This is a genomic window from Escherichia sp. WS1450 (assembly GCF_046487395.1).
GTDB classification, from domain to species: domain Bacteria; phylum Pseudomonadota; class Gammaproteobacteria; order Enterobacterales; family Enterobacteriaceae; genus Escherichia; species Escherichia coli.
Genome location: NZ_JBJQJO010000002.1, coordinates 338,940 through 354,901 on the forward strand (window position 1 = coordinate 338,940; position 15,962 = coordinate 354,901).

Annotated in this window: 14 protein-coding genes; 7 read left to right on the top strand and 7 right to left on the bottom strand. The window is 50.7% G+C overall.

Annotation, left to right across the window (positions count from 1 at the left end):
• Positions 1 to 133: 133 nt before the first annotated feature.
• The 5 genes from argP (at position 134) to scpC (ending at position 6,661) form a co-directional block, all read left to right on the top strand.
• Positions 134 to 1,027, top strand: a complete 894-nt coding sequence (gene argP / locus ACJHYR_RS03885) for a DNA-binding transcriptional regulator ArgP (protein ID WP_000828351.1) — start codon at positions 134 to 136, stop codon at positions 1,025 to 1,027.
• A gap of 203 nt (positions 1,028 to 1,230) precedes the next feature.
• Complete coding sequence (scpA, locus tag ACJHYR_RS03890) at positions 1,231 to 3,375, top strand: methylmalonyl-CoA mutase (RefSeq protein WP_000073257.1); 2,145 nt, start codon at positions 1,231 to 1,233, stop codon at positions 3,373 to 3,375.
• Entirely contained in the window at positions 3,368 to 4,363 is a 996-nt protein-coding gene (gene meaB, locus ACJHYR_RS03895) for a methylmalonyl Co-A mutase-associated GTPase MeaB (RefSeq protein ID WP_000606490.1), read from the top strand. Before scpA ends, meaB begins: the two co-directional genes overlap by 8 nt.
• A gap of 10 nt (positions 4,364 to 4,373) precedes the next feature.
• Positions 4,374 to 5,159, top strand: a complete 786-nt coding sequence (gene scpB / locus ACJHYR_RS03900) for a methylmalonyl-CoA decarboxylase (RefSeq protein WP_000122080.1) — start codon at positions 4,374 to 4,376, stop codon at positions 5,157 to 5,159.
• 23 nt (positions 5,160 to 5,182) lie between these two features.
• The gene (gene scpC, locus ACJHYR_RS03905; protein WP_021562616.1) at positions 5,183 to 6,661 is read left to right on the top strand and encodes a propionyl-CoA:succinate CoA transferase; all 1,479 of its coding nucleotides are present in this window, start codon (positions 5,183 to 5,185) and stop codon (positions 6,659 to 6,661) included.
• On the opposite strand, the gene srsR is transcribed toward scpC, so the two are convergent.
• From srsR to argO, 3 genes are all read right to left on the bottom strand, one after another.
• Complete coding sequence (gene srsR, locus ACJHYR_RS03910; RefSeq protein ID WP_000350807.1) at positions 6,658 to 7,554, bottom strand: LysR family transcriptional regulator SrsR; 897 nt, start codon at positions 7,552 to 7,554, stop codon at positions 6,658 to 6,660. The genes scpC and srsR overlap by 4 nt on opposite strands.
• A gap of 167 nt (positions 7,555 to 7,721) precedes the next feature.
• On the bottom strand, positions 7,722 to 8,462 hold the full coding sequence (locus tag ACJHYR_RS03915) for an oxidative stress defense protein (protein WP_000669834.1): 741 nt from the start codon (positions 8,460 to 8,462) through the stop codon (positions 7,722 to 7,724).
• Positions 8,463 to 8,554: 92 nt separating this feature from the next.
• Positions 8,555 to 9,190, bottom strand: coding sequence for an arginine exporter ArgO (gene argO / locus ACJHYR_RS03920; protein ID WP_000626874.1), 636 nt, complete (start codon positions 9,188 to 9,190; stop codon positions 8,555 to 8,557).
• 115 nt (positions 9,191 to 9,305) lie between these two features.
• On the opposite strand from argO, the gene ACJHYR_RS03925 reads away from it, so the two are divergent.
• The gene (locus ACJHYR_RS03925; RefSeq protein ID WP_000559340.1) at positions 9,306 to 10,349 is read left to right on the top strand and encodes a C4-dicarboxylate TRAP transporter substrate-binding protein; all 1,044 of its coding nucleotides are present in this window, start codon (positions 9,306 to 9,308) and stop codon (positions 10,347 to 10,349) included.
• Positions 10,350 to 10,390: 41 nt separating this feature from the next.
• On the opposite strand, the gene mscS is transcribed toward ACJHYR_RS03925, so the two are convergent.
• From mscS to epd, 4 genes are all read right to left on the bottom strand, one after another.
• Positions 10,391 to 11,266 carry a small-conductance mechanosensitive channel MscS gene (mscS, locus tag ACJHYR_RS03930; protein WP_410233068.1) on the bottom strand — a complete coding sequence of 292 codons (876 nt, stop codon included), beginning with the start codon at positions 11,264 to 11,266 and terminating at the stop codon, positions 10,391 to 10,393.
• Positions 11,267 to 11,623: 357 nt separating this feature from the next.
• The gene (gene fbaA, locus ACJHYR_RS03935) at positions 11,624 to 12,703 is read right to left on the bottom strand and encodes a class II fructose-bisphosphate aldolase (RefSeq protein ID WP_000034372.1); all 1,080 of its coding nucleotides are present in this window, start codon (positions 12,701 to 12,703) and stop codon (positions 11,624 to 11,626) included.
• Positions 12,704 to 12,916: 213 nt separating this feature from the next.
• Positions 12,917 to 14,080 carry a phosphoglycerate kinase gene (gene pgk / locus ACJHYR_RS03940; RefSeq protein WP_000111269.1) on the bottom strand — a complete coding sequence of 388 codons (1,164 nt, stop codon included), beginning with the start codon at positions 14,078 to 14,080 and terminating at the stop codon, positions 12,917 to 12,919.
• A 49-nt stretch (positions 14,081 to 14,129) separates the two neighbouring features.
• The gene (epd, locus tag ACJHYR_RS03945) at positions 14,130 to 15,149 is read right to left on the bottom strand and encodes an erythrose-4-phosphate dehydrogenase (RefSeq protein ID WP_000218480.1); all 1,020 of its coding nucleotides are present in this window, start codon (positions 15,147 to 15,149) and stop codon (positions 14,130 to 14,132) included.
• A gap of 371 nt (positions 15,150 to 15,520) precedes the next feature.
• On the opposite strand from epd, the gene ACJHYR_RS03950 reads away from it, so the two are divergent.
• Complete coding sequence (locus tag ACJHYR_RS03950; RefSeq protein WP_000988713.1) at positions 15,521 to 15,952, top strand: PPC domain-containing DNA-binding protein; 432 nt, start codon at positions 15,521 to 15,523, stop codon at positions 15,950 to 15,952.
• Positions 15,953 to 15,962: the final 10 nt, after the last annotated feature.

Sequence of the window (15,962 nt, forward strand, 5' to 3'; positions counted from 1 at the left end):
ATCCCTGATCTTTTAAGCTGCGCGTTTAACCATTGATACAAATGTTACCCGCCGACGGCTTCGGTATATGCAACCTGACACAAAATTGTGTCATAGTGCAGGAAAAAGCATTTACCAGGAGCAGACAACAGCAATGAAACGCCCGGACTACAGAACATTACAGGCACTGGATGCGGTGATACGTGAACGAGGATTTGAGCGCGCGGCACAAAAGCTGTGCATTACACAATCAGCCGTCTCACAGCGCATTAAGCAACTGGAAAATATGTTCGGGCAGCCGCTGTTGGTGCGTACCGTACCGCCGCGCCCGACAGAACAAGGGCAAAAACTGCTGGCACTGCTACGCCAGGTGGAGTTGCTGGAAGAAGAGTGGCTGGGCGATGAACAAACCGGTTCGACTCCGCTGCTACTTTCACTGGCGGTCAACGCCGACAGTCTGGCGACGTGGTTGCTTCCGGCGCTGGCTCCTGTGTTGGCTGATTCGCCTATCCGCCTCAACTTGCAGGTAGAAGATGAAACCCGCACTCAGGAACGTCTGCGCCGCGGCGAAGTGGTCGGCGCGGTGAGTATTCAACATCAGGCGCTGCCGAGCTGTCTTGTCGATAAGCTCGGTGCGCTCGACTATCTGTTCGTCAGCTCAAAACCGTTTGCCGAAAAATATTTCCCTAACGGCGTAACGCGTTCGGCATTATTGAAAGCACCTGTGGTCGCCTTTGACCATCTTGACGATATGCACCAGGCCTTTTTGCAGCAAAACTTCGATCTGCCTCCTGGCAGCGTACCCTGCCATATCGTTAATTCTTCAGAAGCGTTCGTGCAACTTGCTCGCCAGGGCACCACCTGCTGTATGATCCCGCACCTGCAAATCGAGAAAGAGCTGGCCAGCGGTGAACTGATTGACTTAACGCCTGGGCTATTTCAACGACGGATGCTCTACTGGCACCGCTTTGCTCCTGAAAGCCGCATGATGCGTAAAGTCACTGATGCGTTACTCGATTATGGTCACAAAGTCCTTCGTCAGGATTAATCCATCAAATAATGCCTGATAGCACATATCAGGCATTATCCGCACGTCTTTTTGTATTCCTTGAATCACATCACAAAATAGACAAATCTCAGGCGGCAAAAAACGACGTCTGAATGCATTTTTTTTGCTGGCGACAAACCCACGTAAAAAGCTCACCGTAAGCGCAAATACCCTCATTTTGATTGCGTTTTACGGAGCAAATAATGTCTAACGTGCAGGAGTGGCAACAGCTTGCCAACAAGGAATTGAGCCGTCGGGAGAAAACTGTCGACTCGCTGGTTCAGCAAACCGCGGAAGGGATCGCCATCAAGCCGCTGTATACCGAAGCCGATCTCGATAATCTGGAGGTGACAGGTACCCTTCCTGGTTTGCCCCCCTACGTTCGTGGCCCGCGTGCCACTATGTATACCGCCCAACCGTGGACCATCCGTCAGTATGCTGGTTTTTCAACAGCAAAAGAGTCCAACGCTTTTTATCGCCGTAACCTGGCCGCCGGGCAAAAAGGTCTTTCCGTTGCGTTTGACCTTGCCACCCACCGAGGCTACGACTCCGATAACCCGCGCGTGGCGGGCGACGTCGGCAAAGCGGGCGTTGCTATCGACACCGTGGAAGATATGAAAGTCCTGTTCGACCAGATCCCGCTGGATAAAATGTCGGTTTCGATGACCATGAATGGCGCAGTACTACCAGTACTGGCGTTTTATATTGTCGCCGCAGAAGAGCAAGGTGTTACACCCGATAAACTGACCGGCACTATTCAAAACGATATCCTCAAAGAGTATCTTTGCCGCAACACCTATATTTACCCGCCAAAACCGTCAATGCGTATTATCGCAGACATCATCGCCTGGTGTTCCGGCAACATGCCGCGATTTAATACCATCAGTATCAGCGGTTACCATATGGGTGAAGCGGGTGCCAACTGCGTGCAGCAGGTAGCATTTACGCTCGCTGATGGGATTGAGTACATCAAAGCAGCAATCTCCGCCGGGCTGAAAATTGATGACTTCGCTCCTCGCCTGTCGTTCTTCTTCGGCATTGGCATGGATCTGTTTATGAACGTCGCCATGTTGCGTGCGGCACGTTATTTATGGAGCGAAGCGGTCAGTGGATTTGGCGCACAGGATCCGAAATCACTGGCGCTGCGTACCCACTGCCAGACCTCAGGCTGGAGCCTGACTGAACAGGATCCGTATAACAACGTTATCCGCACCACCATTGAAGCACTGGCTGCAACGCTGGGCGGTACTCAGTCACTGCATACCAACGCCTTTGACGAAGCGCTTGGTTTGCCTACCGATTTCTCAGCACGCATTGCCCGCAATACCCAGATCATCATTCAGGAAGAATCAGAACTCTGCCGCACCGTCGATCCACTGGCCGGATCCTATTACGTTGAGTCGCTGACCGATCAAATCGTCAAACAAGCCAGAGCTATTATCCAACAGATCGACGAAGCCGGTGGTATGGCGAAAGCGATCGAAGCAGGTCTGCCAAAACGAATGATCGAAGAGGCCTCAGCGCGCGAACAGTCGCTGATCGACCAGGGCAAGCGTGTCATCGTTGGTGTCAACAAGTACAAACTGGATCACGAAGACGAAACCGACGTCCTTGAGATCGACAACGTGATGGTGCGTAACGAGCAAATTGCTTCGCTGGAACGCATTCGCGCCACCCGTGATGATGCCGCCGTAACCGCCGCGTTGAACGCCCTGACTCACGCCGCACAGCATAACGAAAACCTGCTGGCTGCCGCTGTTAATGCCGCTCGCGTTCGCGCCACCCTGGGTGAAATTTCCGATGCGCTGGAAGCCGCTTTCGACCGTTATCTGGTGCCAAGCCAGTGTGTTACCGGCGTGATTGCGCAAAGCTATCATCAGTCTGAGAAATCGGCCTCCGAGTTCGATGCCATTGTTGCGCAAACGGAGCTGTTCCTTGCCGACAATGGTCGTCGCCCGCGCATTCTGATCGCTAAAATGGGTCAGGATGGGCACGATCGCGGCGCGAAAGTGATCGCCAGCGCCTATTCCGACCTCGGTTTCGACGTAGATTTAAGCCCGATGTTCTCTACACCTGAAGAGATCGCCCGCCTGGCAGTAGAAAATGACGTTCACGTAGTGGGCGCATCCTCACTGGCTGCCGGTCATAAAACGCTGATCCCGGAACTGGTCGAAGCGCTGAAAAAATGGGGACGCGAAGATATCTGCGTAGTCGCCGGTGGCGTCATTCCGCCGCAGGATTACGCCTTCCTGCAAGAGCGCGGCGTGGCGGCGATTTATGGTCCAGGTACACCTATGCTCGACAGCGTGCGCGACGTACTGAATCTGATAAGCCAGCATCATGATTAATGAAGCCACGCTGGCAGAAAGTATTCGCCGCTTACGTAAGGGTGAGCGTGCCACGCTTGCCCAGGCCATGACGTTGGTGGAAAGCCGTCACCCGCGTCATCAGGCGCTAAGTACTCAGCTGCTTGACGCCATTATGCCGTTCTGTGGTAACGCCCTGCGACTGGGCGTTACCGGCACACCCGGCGCGGGGAAAAGTACCTTTCTTGAAGCCTTTGGCATGTTGTTGATTCGTGAGGGATTAAAGGTTGCGGTTATTGCGGTCGATCCCAGCAGCCCGGTCACTGGCGGTAGCATTCTCGGGGATAAAACCCGCATGAATGACCTTGCGCGTGCCGAGGCGGCGTTTATTCGCCCGGTACCCTCCTCCGGCCATCTGGGCGGTGCCAGTCAGCGAGCGCGGGAATTAATGCTGTTATGCGAAGCGGCGGGTTATGACGTAGTGATTGTCGAAACGGTTGGCGTCGGGCAGTCAGAAACGGAAGTCGCCCGCATGGTGGACTGTTTTATCTCGTTGCAAATTGCCGGTGGCGGCGATGATCTGCAGGGCATTAAAAAGGGGCTGATGGAAGTGGCAGATCTGATCGTTATCAACAAAGACGATGGCGATAACCATACCAATGTCGCCATTGCCCGGCATATGTACGAGAGTGCTCTGCATATTCTGCGACGTAAATACGACGAATGGCAGCCACGGGTTCTGACTTGTAGCGCACTGGAAAAACGTGGAATCGATGAGATCTGGCACGCCATCATCGACTTCAAAACCGCGCTAACTGCCAGTGGTCGATTACAACAAGTGCGGCAACAACAATCGGTGGAATGGCTGCGTAAACAAACCGAAGAAGAAGTACTGAATCACCTGTTCGCGAATGAAGATTTCGATCGCTATTACCGCCAGACGCTTTTAGCGGTCAAAAACAATACGCTCTCACCGCGCACCGGCCTGCGGCAGCTCAGTGAATTTATCCAGACGCAATATTTTGATTAAAGGAATTTTTATGTCTTATCAGTATGTGAACGTTGTCACTATCAACAAAGTGGCGGTCATTGAGTTTAACTATGGCCGAAAACTTAATGCCTTAAGTAAAGTCTTTATTGATGATCTTATGCAGGCGTTAAGCGATCTCAACCGGCCGGAAATTCGCTGTATCATTTTGCGCGCGCCGAGTGGATCCAAAGTCTTCTCCGCAGGTCACGATATTCACGAACTGCCGTCTGGCGGTCGCGATCCGCTCTCCTATGATGATCCATTGCGTCAAATCACCCGCATGATCCAAAAATTCCCGAAACCGATCATTTCGATGGTGGAAGGTAGTGTTTGGGGTGGCGCATTTGAAATGATCATGAGTTCCGATCTGATTATCGCCGCCAGTACCTCAACCTTCTCAATGACGCCTGTAAACCTCGGCGTCCCGTATAACCTGGTCGGCATTCACAACCTGACCCGCGACGCGGGCTTCCACATTGTCAAAGAGCTGATTTTTACCGCTTCGCCAATCACCGCCCAGCGCGCGCTGGCTGTCGGCATCCTCAACCATGTTGTGGAAGTGGAAGAACTGGAAGATTTCACCTTACAAATGGCGCACCACATCTCTGAGAAAGCGCCGTTAGCCATTGCCGTTATCAAAGAAGAGCTGCGTGTACTGGGCGAAGCGCACACCATGAACTCCGATGAATTTGAACGTATTCAGGGGATGCGCCGCGCGGTTTATGACAGCGAAGACTACCAGGAAGGGATGAACGCTTTCCTCGAAAAACGTAAACCTAATTTCGTTGGTCATTAATCCCTGCGAACGAAGGAGTAAAAATGGAAACTCAGTGGACAAGGATGACCGCCGATGAAGCGGCAGAAATTATCCAGCATAACGACATGGTGGCATTTAGCGGCTTTACCCCGGCGGGTTCGCCGAAAGCCCTTCCCACCGCCATTGCCCGCAGAGCTAACGAACAGCATGAGGCCCAAAAGCCGTATCAAATCCGCCTGCTGACGGGGGCGTCAATCAGCGCCGCCGCTGACGATGTACTTTCTGACGCCGATGCTGTTTCCTGGCGTGCGCCATATCAAACATCGTCCGGTTTACGTAAAAAGATCAATCAGGGCGCGGTGAGTTTCGTTGACCTGCATTTGAGCGAAGTGGCGCAAATGGTCAATTACGGTTTCTTCGGCGAAATTGATGTTGCCGTCATTGAAGCATCGGCACTTGCACCGGATGGTCGAGTCTGGTTAACCAGCGGGATCGGTAATGCGCCGACCTGGCTGCTGCGAGCGAAGAAAGTGATCATTGAACTCAATCGCTATCACGATCCGCGCGTTGCAGAACTGGCGGATATTGTGATTCCTGGCGCGCCTCCGCGGCGCAATAGCGTGTCGATCTTCCATGCAATGGATCGCGTCGGTACCCGCTATGTGCAAATCGATCCGAAAAAGATTGTCGCCGTCGTGGAAACCAACTTGCCCGACGCCGGTAATATGCTGGATAAGCAAAATCCCATGTGCCAGCAGATTGCCGATAACGTGGTCACGTTCTTGTTGCAGGAAATGGCGCATGGGCGTATTCCGCCGGAATTTCTGCCGCTGCAAAGTGGCGTGGGCAATATCAATAATGCAGTCATGGCGCGACTAGGGGAAAACCCGGAAATTCCTCCGTTTATGATGTATTCGGAAGTGCTACAGGAATCGGTGGTGCATTTACTGGAAACCGGCAAAATCAGCGGGGCCAGCGCCTCCAGCCTGACAATCTCGGCCGATTCCCTGCGCAAGATTTACGACAATATGGATTACTTTGCCAGCCGCATTGTGTTGCGTCCGCAGGAGATTTCCAATAACCCGGAAATCATCCGTCGTCTGGGCGTCATCGCTCTGAACGTCGGCCTGGAGTTTGATATTTACGGGCATGCCAACTCAACGCACGTAGCCGGGGTCGATCTGATGAACGGCATCGGTGGCAGCGGTGATTTTGAACGCAACGCGTATCTGTCGATCTTTATGGCCCCGTCGATTGCTAAAGAAGGCAAGATCTCAACCGTCGTGCCAATGTGCAGCCATGTTGATCACAGCGAACACAGCGTCAAAGTGATCATCACCGAACAAGGCATCGCCGATCTGCGTGGTCTTTCCCCGCTTCAACGCGCCCGCACTATCATTGATAATTGTGCACATCCTATGTATCGGGATTATCTGCATCGCTATCTGGAAAATGCGCCCGGCGGACATATTCACCACGATCTTAGCCACGTCTTCGATTTACACCGTAATTTAATTGCAACCGGCTCGATGCTGGGTTAATGACTCGTCCCGTCACGATCTTCAGCAATATGCTGAAGCATCGTGGCGGTATAACGATGATTTCTGATTGAATAAAGATATTCCTGCATATACATCGGCCTGTGCGGCGCATCAAAATATTTCAGCGTTGCCGGATTCACCAGTCGCCAGGCAAAATGCGGGATCACCGTCAGAAAATGTCCGCGCTCCACGGCGCTGATTTTGGCCATAAAACTGTAGGGACGATAAATAATGGTTGGATTGATCCCACAAGGTCGCATATTCGCATCAATCATTGCTTCGAAGTTGGCCCGGTTCTGAAAGCGCATTTGCAGCCAGGGCAGCTCCTGAAGCAGCTCTTGCTCTTGTCGCTCTTCATAACGGCGAGAAACGAGAAAGCCCAATCGCAGCGGTGGTAGTTCACTGATAGTCAGGTTTTCCAGTTCCTGAACTCGTGCAGATACATGCTGTGGGGAGATAATAAAATCTAACTGACGGTCAAAAAGATTATCGATAACGCCGTTTTCGCTGAACTCAACTGGCTGGGCGGTCACGCCTTCATACTTATCTCCGAGACTAATCAACTGATCGAAAATAATTGTCGGATAAGTATTATCTATGCCAATCACAATTTCTCGTGAACGACGCCCTGAGTTATGGATTTCATTATCAATCGCAGAAAGTCGTTGATAAACCGGGAACAGTTTTTGATACAGTTCCTGTCCGGCTTTATTGAGGCTGATATTATTATCTTTGCGGGTAAATAGCGTATAGCCAATTTGTTCTTCCAGCGCGGCAATGCTTTTACCAAATGGCGAAGCCGTCATATGGATTTTTTCTGCCGCCCGGGCAATATTATTGGTTTGCGCTAATAAAATGAAATTGCGCATCTTTTTCGAAATAAAAATGTCCATACCCCCTCCCCCGCATCCTTGTCCGCTTAACCGTTTCAGTCAGCCTATCCTTGATGAAACCGCGAGCAAAGATAGGTGATTACGTCATGGTTTTACAGAAAATTACAGAAAAAGGAGGCAATATCGGGTAAAGGCATTAGCCCGACGAATACGTCGGGCTACAAATATTATTGTGCTGCAGGTGTTTTAGCGGGTTGTTGATCCACAGGTTCTAACTGGAAGACCACATCGACCTGATCATCAAACTGAATAGCGGCCTGCTCGTAAGTTTCCTGGGCGGACACCGGCGCGGCATCGGCTTTCATCATCCGCACCATTGGGCTGGGCTGATAGTTGGAAACATGGTAGCGCACGCTATATACCGGCCCCAGTTTACGATGAAAGCCGTTCGCCAGTTCCTGCGCCTGATGAATCGCGTTATCAATCGCTGCCTTACGCGCTTTGTCTTTATAGGCATCCGGCTGCGCCACGCCCAGCGACACAGAACGAATTTCGTTAAGACCCGCCTTCAGCGCGCCATCCAGCAAGGAATTCAGTTTGTCTAACTGACGGAGCGTGACTTCCACCGTTCTCACAGCACGGTAGCCTTTCAGGATACTTTTACCATCCTGATAATCATAATCTGGCTGGGTGCGTAAGTTCGCTGAGCTGATATCTTTTTTCGCGATCTGATTGAGTTCAAGGAAGGAAATGTATTGTGCGACGCGCTCATCCGCCTGTTTCTTGGCAGTAGCGGCATCCTTCGCGGCCACGTTGACTTCAATCGCAAGAGTGGCAATGTCTGGCACCGCATCCACGCTTGCCGTACCGGAGGTGACAATATGCGGTCCATCCGGCAATTCGTTAGCCTGCGCTGCCATCCCGCTAATACCCATTAATGCCGCCAGGGCGATAACTTTGAACTTCACGTTAGTCTCTCCGTGTTAATTGACTTGCCTAAAATTCAGGACCTCTGGAGGCAAGCTTAGCGCCTCTGTTTTATTTTTCCATCAGATAGCGCCTAACTGAACAAGGCTTGTGCATGAGCAATACCGTCTCTCGCCAGCTGCAAGGCAATAAACCACATAACACATCCCACAACCAGATTGATAATGCGTTGTGATTTTGCCGTGCGCAGGCGCGGTGCCAGCCAGGCTGCGAGAATAGCCAGACCAAAGAACCACAGGAAAGAGGCGCTAATTGTCCCGAGCGCAAACCAACGTTTTGGTTCCACATCAAGTTGCCCGCCAAGGCTGCCCAGTACAACAAAAGTATCCAGGTAAACATGCGGATTCAGCCAGGTCACTGCCAGCATGGTGGCGATAATTTTCCATCTGCCTTGCTTCAGGACTTCGGCACTGGCTAACTCAATATTACTGCTCATCGCTGTTTTAAAAGCGCCAAAACCATACCACAGCAAGAAGGCTACGCCGCCCCAGGTGACCAGCGCCAGCAACCACGGCGACTGCATCAATAACGCGCTGCCACCAAAAATCCCCGCGCAAATCAGGACCAAATCGCTGATAGCGCAAAGTAAGGCAATCATAATGTGGTACTGACGACGAATGCCCTGATTCATCACAAAAGCATTTTGTGGGCCGAGCGGCAGAATCATAGCTGCCCCAAGAGCAAGACCTTGAAAGTAATAAGATATCACGTAATTAATTCCGGGCTAATTATCTGATGCGCAGACTATAGCGCAGGAATAACATTAGGGATAATTGATAAAATTAATATAGTATAAGTTGAATTAATAAACTGAAGGAACAGATATGCACTACCGACAATTACTCCCCTTTCTTTTATCAGGATTTCTTCTGTTATCTCCCTCGATTTTTGCTGCTGAAAAAATTCTTCGTTATACAGACCATGAACCCTACGGGGGAATGCGTACACAAATAATTAAAGAGATATTTTTTGCAGAAATTGAAAAAGAGTCGCAGGGGCGTTTGAAAATCGAACCACACTGGAACGGTGAAACCGCCATCAGCTATGACGCTCTGACGACAATAAGCGATGGCAGCAAAGCTGATATGGGTATAGTGGTGCCGGAATACACCGCGAAACAATTGCCGCTTCATCAAATCTTCAAGAGCTTTGCTATTGGCCCGGATCATGGAGCCAGTCAGGTAGAATTCTTTCGTCGCGTATATGCGGAAATTCCCGAATTTAACGCTGAACTTGAGCGTAACAATATCGTGAATTTACAGTTTTTCCTTGGCTACCCGGTAGGCTTTTTCTCTACCAGGCCCATTGATAAATTGACTGCGCTTCAGGGAACCACCTGGCGAACAGCCAGTTTCTGGCATCGGGCTTATTTAACTCATACGGGGGCAAAAACCGTAACTTTACCGTGGAATGATCAAATAACTAAAGCACTCATGGATGGAAAACTGGATGGTTTAATGGTCAATCTCGATAGCGGATATGACATCCATGCTGAACGTGCTGCGCCGAATGTGTTGCTCTCACCTTCTCTCTGGCTTGGTCATGTTTATCTGTTGGTAATGAATAAACAATCGTGGGAAAACCTTGATAACAGAGATCGTGAGGCTATTCAACGAGCTGCCATTACAACCGAGAAAGCACTGGGCAAGGCATTAGATAACAACCTGATCAGCATGGTAAAAACGCTTGAGCAGGAAGGTGCACAGGTTCGCTATCTGAAAAAATCAGGGCTGGACGCCTGGCAGAAAGCGATCGGTTATCAGCAAGAACAAGCACAGTGGGTAGAAAAGCAAAATAAGGAAGGCGTGGAGAAAGCCGGGGAAGTCATGCAAAAAGTTGCCAATATACTCGATGAAACAATGCGTTAAATTGGTAGTGCGCCCATGAACTTCATGGGCGCTTTACATGATTAACGAGTTACCGCTTCGTTTTCTTTATTTTCTTTCACCCGCTTAAAGTTCACATCCATTTGCGGGTACGGGAAGCTGATACCGGCGGCATCAAATTCACGTTTAATACGCTCCAGCACATCCCAGTACACGTTTTGCAGATCGCCGCTGTTGCTCCAGACGCGGACCACGAAATTAATCGACGATGCGCCAAGTTCATTCAGGCGCACAGTCATTTCGCGATCTTTCAAAATGCGATCTTCAGACTGGATAATATTGGTCAGGATCTGCTTAACCTGATCGATATCGGAATCATACGCCACGCCAATAATAAATTCGTTACGGCGAACTGGCTCGCGGGAGAAGTTAATAATATTTCCGGCAATAATTTTACCGTTCGGAATAACGATAATTTTACCGTCTGCAGTACGCATGGTGGTGGAGAAAATCTGCACACTCAGCACATTACCGGCTACGCCGCCGAGGTCAACATATTCTCCGGCACGGAACGGGCGGAACATGACAAGTAACACGCCAGCGGCCAGGTTAGACAGTGACCCCTGCAAAGCCAGACCAACCGCTAAGCCTGCGGCACCGAGTACAGCAATGACTGACGCTGTTTGTACACCCACGCGGCCCAGTGCAGCGATTAGCGTAAAGGCGATAATTCCGTAACGGACTAACGCAGAAAGAAAATCAGCAACAGTGGCATCGATTTTACGGGAGATCATCAGGCGATTCACCGCGTTGGAAATCATCCGCGCGATAATCAAACCAACGATGATGATCGCGAGTGCCGCCACGATGTTTACTGCATAACTTAGCAGCAGCGCCTGGTTAGCCACCAGCCAGCTTCCCGCGCCGTTTATGCTATCGACAACATTCAAATCTTCCATTCAATATTCCTTTTCAACTGACTCAAAATGGAGAAATACACTCCGCCGCCTTATGACGGGCAGTCTGACAAGGGTAAACAATAAAGCATAATTTTGCCAAATAGATCACAGATTTCTCATCTGCATCACCTTGCTTTTGGCGAAAAAATCCCCGCAGAGCGGGGCTCAGACAGATATCAATGTGCGCTTTGTCATGCCGGATGCGGCGTGAACGCCTTATCCGGCCTACAAAAACCTGCGAATTCAATATATTGCAGGATACGTGTAGGCCTGATAAGCGTAGCGCATCAGGCAATTTTTCTTTTAGCAAAAAAAAGACCCGCAGAGCGGGCCTTGAGATAAGCAGAAAGGAATATCTTACAGAACGTCGATCGCGTTCAGTTCCTGGAATGCTTTTTCCAGACGAGCGATCATCGAAGTCTGACCGGCACGCAGCCATACGCGCGGATCGTAGTATTTCTTGTTCGGCTGATCTTCGCCTTTCGGGTTACCCAGCTGACCCTGCAGATAAGCTTCGTTTGCTTTGTAGTAGTTCAGAACGCCTTCCCAGGTTGCCCATTGGGTATCGGTATCGATGTTCATTTTCACTACGCCGTAGCTTACGGAGTCTTTGATTTCCTGAGCAGTAGAACCGGAACCACCGTGGAATACGAAGTTCAGGCTGTTGTGCGGCAGGTTGTGTTTCTTAGAAACATATTCCTGAGAGTCGCGCAGGATGGTCGGAGTCAGAACAACGTTACCCGGCTTGTAAACACCGTGTACGTTACCGAAGGAGGCAGCGATGGTGAAACGCGGGCTGATTTTGCTCAGCTCGGTATACGCATAATCAACGTCTTCCGGCTGGGTGTACAGTGCAGAAGCGTCCATGTGGCTGTTGTCCACGCCGTCTTCTTCACCACCGGTGCAACCCAGTTCGATTTCCAGAGTCATGCCGATTTTGGACATGCGCTCCAGGTATTTAGAGCAGATTTCGATGTTCTCTTGCAGAGATTCTTCAGACAGGTCGATCATGTGAGAAGAGAACAGCGGCTTACCGGTAGCTGCGAAGTGTTTTTCACCCGCGTCCAGCAGACCGTCGATCCACGGCAGCAGTTTCTTCGCGCAGTGGTCAGTGTGCAGGATTACCGGAACACCATAATGTTCAGCCATCTGGTGAACGTGATGCGCACCAGAGATCGCGCCCAGGATAGCAGCCCCCTGCGGAACGTCAGATTTCACGCCTTTACCAGCGATAAAGGAAGCACCACCGTTGGAGAACTGAACGATAACCGGTGCTTTAACTTTAGCAGCGGTTTCCAGTACGGCGTTGATGGAGTCAGTACCGACGCAGTTTACTGCTGGCAGTGCGAAGTTGTTTTCTTTTGCTACCTGGAAAACTTTCTGTACGTCATCACCAGTGATTACGCCAGGTTTTACGAAATCAAAAATCTTAGACATGTCTCTTGTCCTGTATCGTCGGGCCTTATACTCGTCATACTTCAAGTTGATGTGCTGCGTCTGCGTTCGCTCACCCCAGTCACTTACTTATGTAAGCTCCTGGGGATTCACTCTCTTGTCGCCTTCCTGCAACTCGAATTATTTAGAGTATGAAAAAATGCGTGCTCTAAAAGCGCGCTGAAACAAGGGCAGGTTTCCCTGCCCTGTGATTTTTTACTTCTTAGCGCGCTCTTCGAGCATCGCTACTGCAGGCAGTACTTTACCTTCCACGAATTCGAGGAATGCGCCGCCGCCAGTGGAGATGTAGGAGATTTTGTCAGCAATGCCGAACAGGTCGATTGCTGCCAGAGTGTCGCCGCCGCCAGCGATGGAGAACGCTTCGCTGTCTGCGATAGCGTTAGCCACAATTTCGGTACCTTTGCGGAAGTTCGGGAATTCGAACACGCCAACCGGACCGTTCCACAGAATGGTTTTCGCATTCTTCAGGATTTCAGCCAGTTCCTGAGCGGAAGCATCACCGATATCCAGGATCTGCTCGTCAGCTTTCACGTCGTTAACAGATTTCAGAGTAGCCGGAGCGGTTTCAGAGAACTCAGTCGCTACGCGAACGTCAGACGGAACCGGGATGTTGCAGGTGGTCAGCAGACGTTTAGCTTCGTCAACCAGGTCAGCTTCGTACAGGGATTTACCCACATCGTGGCCTTGTGCCGCGATAAAGGTGTTAGCAATACCACCACCAACAATCAGCTGGTCAGCGATTTTAGACAGGGAGTCCAGAACGGTCAGTTTGGTAGATACTTTAGAACCACCAACGATAGCCACCATCGGGCGAGCTGGTTCTTTCAGTGCTTTACCCAGCGCGTCCAGTTCAGCTGCCAGCAGCGGGCCTGCGCACGCAACATCAGCGAATTTACCGATACCGTGAGTAGAAGCCTGCGCGCGGTGAGCAGTACCGAATGCGTCCATTACGAACACGTCACACAGTGCAGCGTATTTTTTGGACAGGGTTTCGTCGTCTTTCTTCTCGCCTTTGTTGAAGCGAACGTTTTCCAGAACAACCAGTTCACCTTCAGCAACGTCAACGCCGTCGAGGTAATCTTTAACCAGACGAACCGGGTTAGACAGTTTGTCTTTCAGGTAGTTAACAACCGGCAGCAGAGAGAATTCTTCGTTGTACTCGCCTTCGGTAGGACGACCCAGGTGGGAAGTTACCATCACTTTTGCGCCTTGTTTCAGGGCCAGTTCGATGGTCGGCAGAGAAGCACGGATACGCGCATCGCTGGTTACTTTCCCGTCTTTTACTGGTACGTTCAGATCCGCACGGATAAATACACGTTTCCCAGCAAGATCCAGATCGGTCATCTTAATTACAGACATGGTGAATCCTCTCGTTGATTCTAAAAGTTTTGCAGACGCTGCTTGCGTCTTACCTGAAAGCAACAGTAGCCATAGCTAACGTCGTGTCGAGCATTCGGTTAGCAAAGCCCCATTCGTTATCGCACCAGACCAACGTTTTGATCAGGTGTGCGCCACTGACCCGGGTTTGGGTGCCATCGACAATGGCACTGTGCGGATCGTGGTTAAAATCTACAGAGACCAACGGCAATTCCGTATAGTCAACTATACCATGAAATGCACCTTGTGCTGCTTTTTGCAGCAACAGGTTGACTTCATTGGCTTTTACAGGTTTCTTCACCGTCACGCTTAAATCGATTGCCGTCACATTTATGGTTGGCACACGTACCGCAATCGCTTCAAAGCGATCGTTAAATTGCGGAAAAAATCGTGTGATACCGGCGGCCAGTTTAGTATCGACCGGAATGATCGACTGGCTGGCTGCCCGGGTGCGACGCAGGTCAGGATGGTATGCATCAATAACCTGTTGATCGTGCATGGCGGAGTGAATTGTGGTCACAGTGCCGGACTCAATACCGTACGCATCATCTAACAATTTGATGACGGGAATTATGCAATTCGTGGTACAGGAAGCGTTAGAAACGATGCGGTGTTCCGCACGAAGTTGATCCTGATTGACGCCGTAAACAACGGTCGCATCGAGATCGTTACTGCCAGGATGTGAAAAGAGCACTTTTTTAGCCCCGGCGGCAATATGCGCTTCGCCATGCTCGCGGGAGCCATATACGCCGGTGCAGTCGAGGACTACATCAACGCCAAGTTCACGCCAGGGGAGCGATTGCAGTGAACGTTCATGCAATACGCGGATGGCGTCATCACCAACAAAAAGTTGATCGCGTTCCTGTCGTACTTCCCATGCAAAACGGCCATGGCTGGTGTCATATTTCAACAAATGCGCCATGCCCGCAGCATCCGCCAGTTCGTTGATTGCCACCACGGTAATTTCCGCCCGGCGTCCGGATTCATACAAAGCACGAACCACATTACGCCCGATGCGACCGAAGCCATTTATCGCTACGCGTACGGTCATAGATCTCCTGCAAGGTTTTCCCTGAGCAAATTTGCCAGACAGAGTAATCCAGCAAATCGTCCGGGGAAACCTTACCTGTCGCAAACTGCGACTGATTGGTTAATTGTCGAACATTTAATCGACTGAAACGCTTCAGCTAGGATAAGCGAAACGTGGAATAAAAGGAATGATTGTCCAGTCAAAGAAGACAATTATCTGACTTACGTCACGTTTTCAGCCCCGCCACTGTGGAATTTATTCCACTTTGCAGAATCACGAATAAGCGTAGCAAAATCTTTTCGTTGTGCCGTCACAAACCCTGACTTATATCAGAATATGACTGATGCAGCGTCGATATTATCCGCAATACGTCCGAGTTTCGGAGTACTCCAATGATGACATTGCCCTACCCATATTCTTCCTCCGCACGCTTTTACGCGCTGCGCCTGCTCCCCGGGCAGGAAGTTCTCTCCCAATTACGCGCCTTCGCGCAGCAACAACAACTCCACGCTGCGTGGATTGCAGGTTGTACCGGCAGTCTGACTGACGTCGCCTTACGCTATGGCGGGCAAGAAAACACGGCCCTACTAAGCGGTAAGTTCGAAGTCATCGCATTGAACGGCACACTGGAACAGAGTGGTGAACATCTTCATCTCTGCGTTTCCGATCCACACGGCACGATGCTTGGCGGTCATATGATGCCCGGCTGTACCGTGCGGACCACGCTTGAACTGGTGATCGGTAGCCTTGAGGAACTGGCGTTTAGCCGCCAACCTTGCGCGCTTTCTGGTTACGACGAATTGCATATTTCCCCCGTTAAATAACTACTTTCAG

Coding starts and splice junctions, on each gene's coding strand:
- ACJHYR_RS03950 (WP_000988713.1), top strand. CDS start 15,521: ATGATGACATTGCCCTACCCATATTCTTCCTCCGCACGCTTTTACGCG.
- mscS (WP_410233068.1), bottom strand. CDS start 11,266: ATGGAAGATTTGAATGTTGTCGATAGCATAAACGGCGCGGGAAGCTGG.
- meaB (WP_000606490.1), top strand. CDS start 3,368: ATGATTAATGAAGCCACGCTGGCAGAAAGTATTCGCCGCTTACGTAAG.
- scpA (WP_000073257.1), top strand. CDS start 1,231: ATGTCTAACGTGCAGGAGTGGCAACAGCTTGCCAACAAGGAATTGAGC.
- pgk (WP_000111269.1), bottom strand. CDS start 14,080: ATGTCTGTAATTAAGATGACCGATCTGGATCTTGCTGGGAAACGTGTA.
- fbaA (WP_000034372.1), bottom strand. CDS start 12,703: ATGTCTAAGATTTTTGATTTCGTAAAACCTGGCGTAATCACTGGTGAT.
- ACJHYR_RS03925 (WP_000559340.1), top strand. CDS start 9,306: ATGCACTACCGACAATTACTCCCCTTTCTTTTATCAGGATTTCTTCTG.
- srsR (WP_000350807.1), bottom strand. CDS start 7,554: ATGGACATTTTTATTTCGAAAAAGATGCGCAATTTCATTTTATTAGCG.
- scpC (WP_021562616.1), top strand. CDS start 5,183: ATGGAAACTCAGTGGACAAGGATGACCGCCGATGAAGCGGCAGAAATT.
- scpB (WP_000122080.1), top strand. CDS start 4,374: ATGTCTTATCAGTATGTGAACGTTGTCACTATCAACAAAGTGGCGGTC.
- argP (WP_000828351.1), top strand. CDS start 134: ATGAAACGCCCGGACTACAGAACATTACAGGCACTGGATGCGGTGATA.
- epd (WP_000218480.1), bottom strand. CDS start 15,149: ATGACCGTACGCGTAGCGATAAATGGCTTCGGTCGCATCGGGCGTAAT.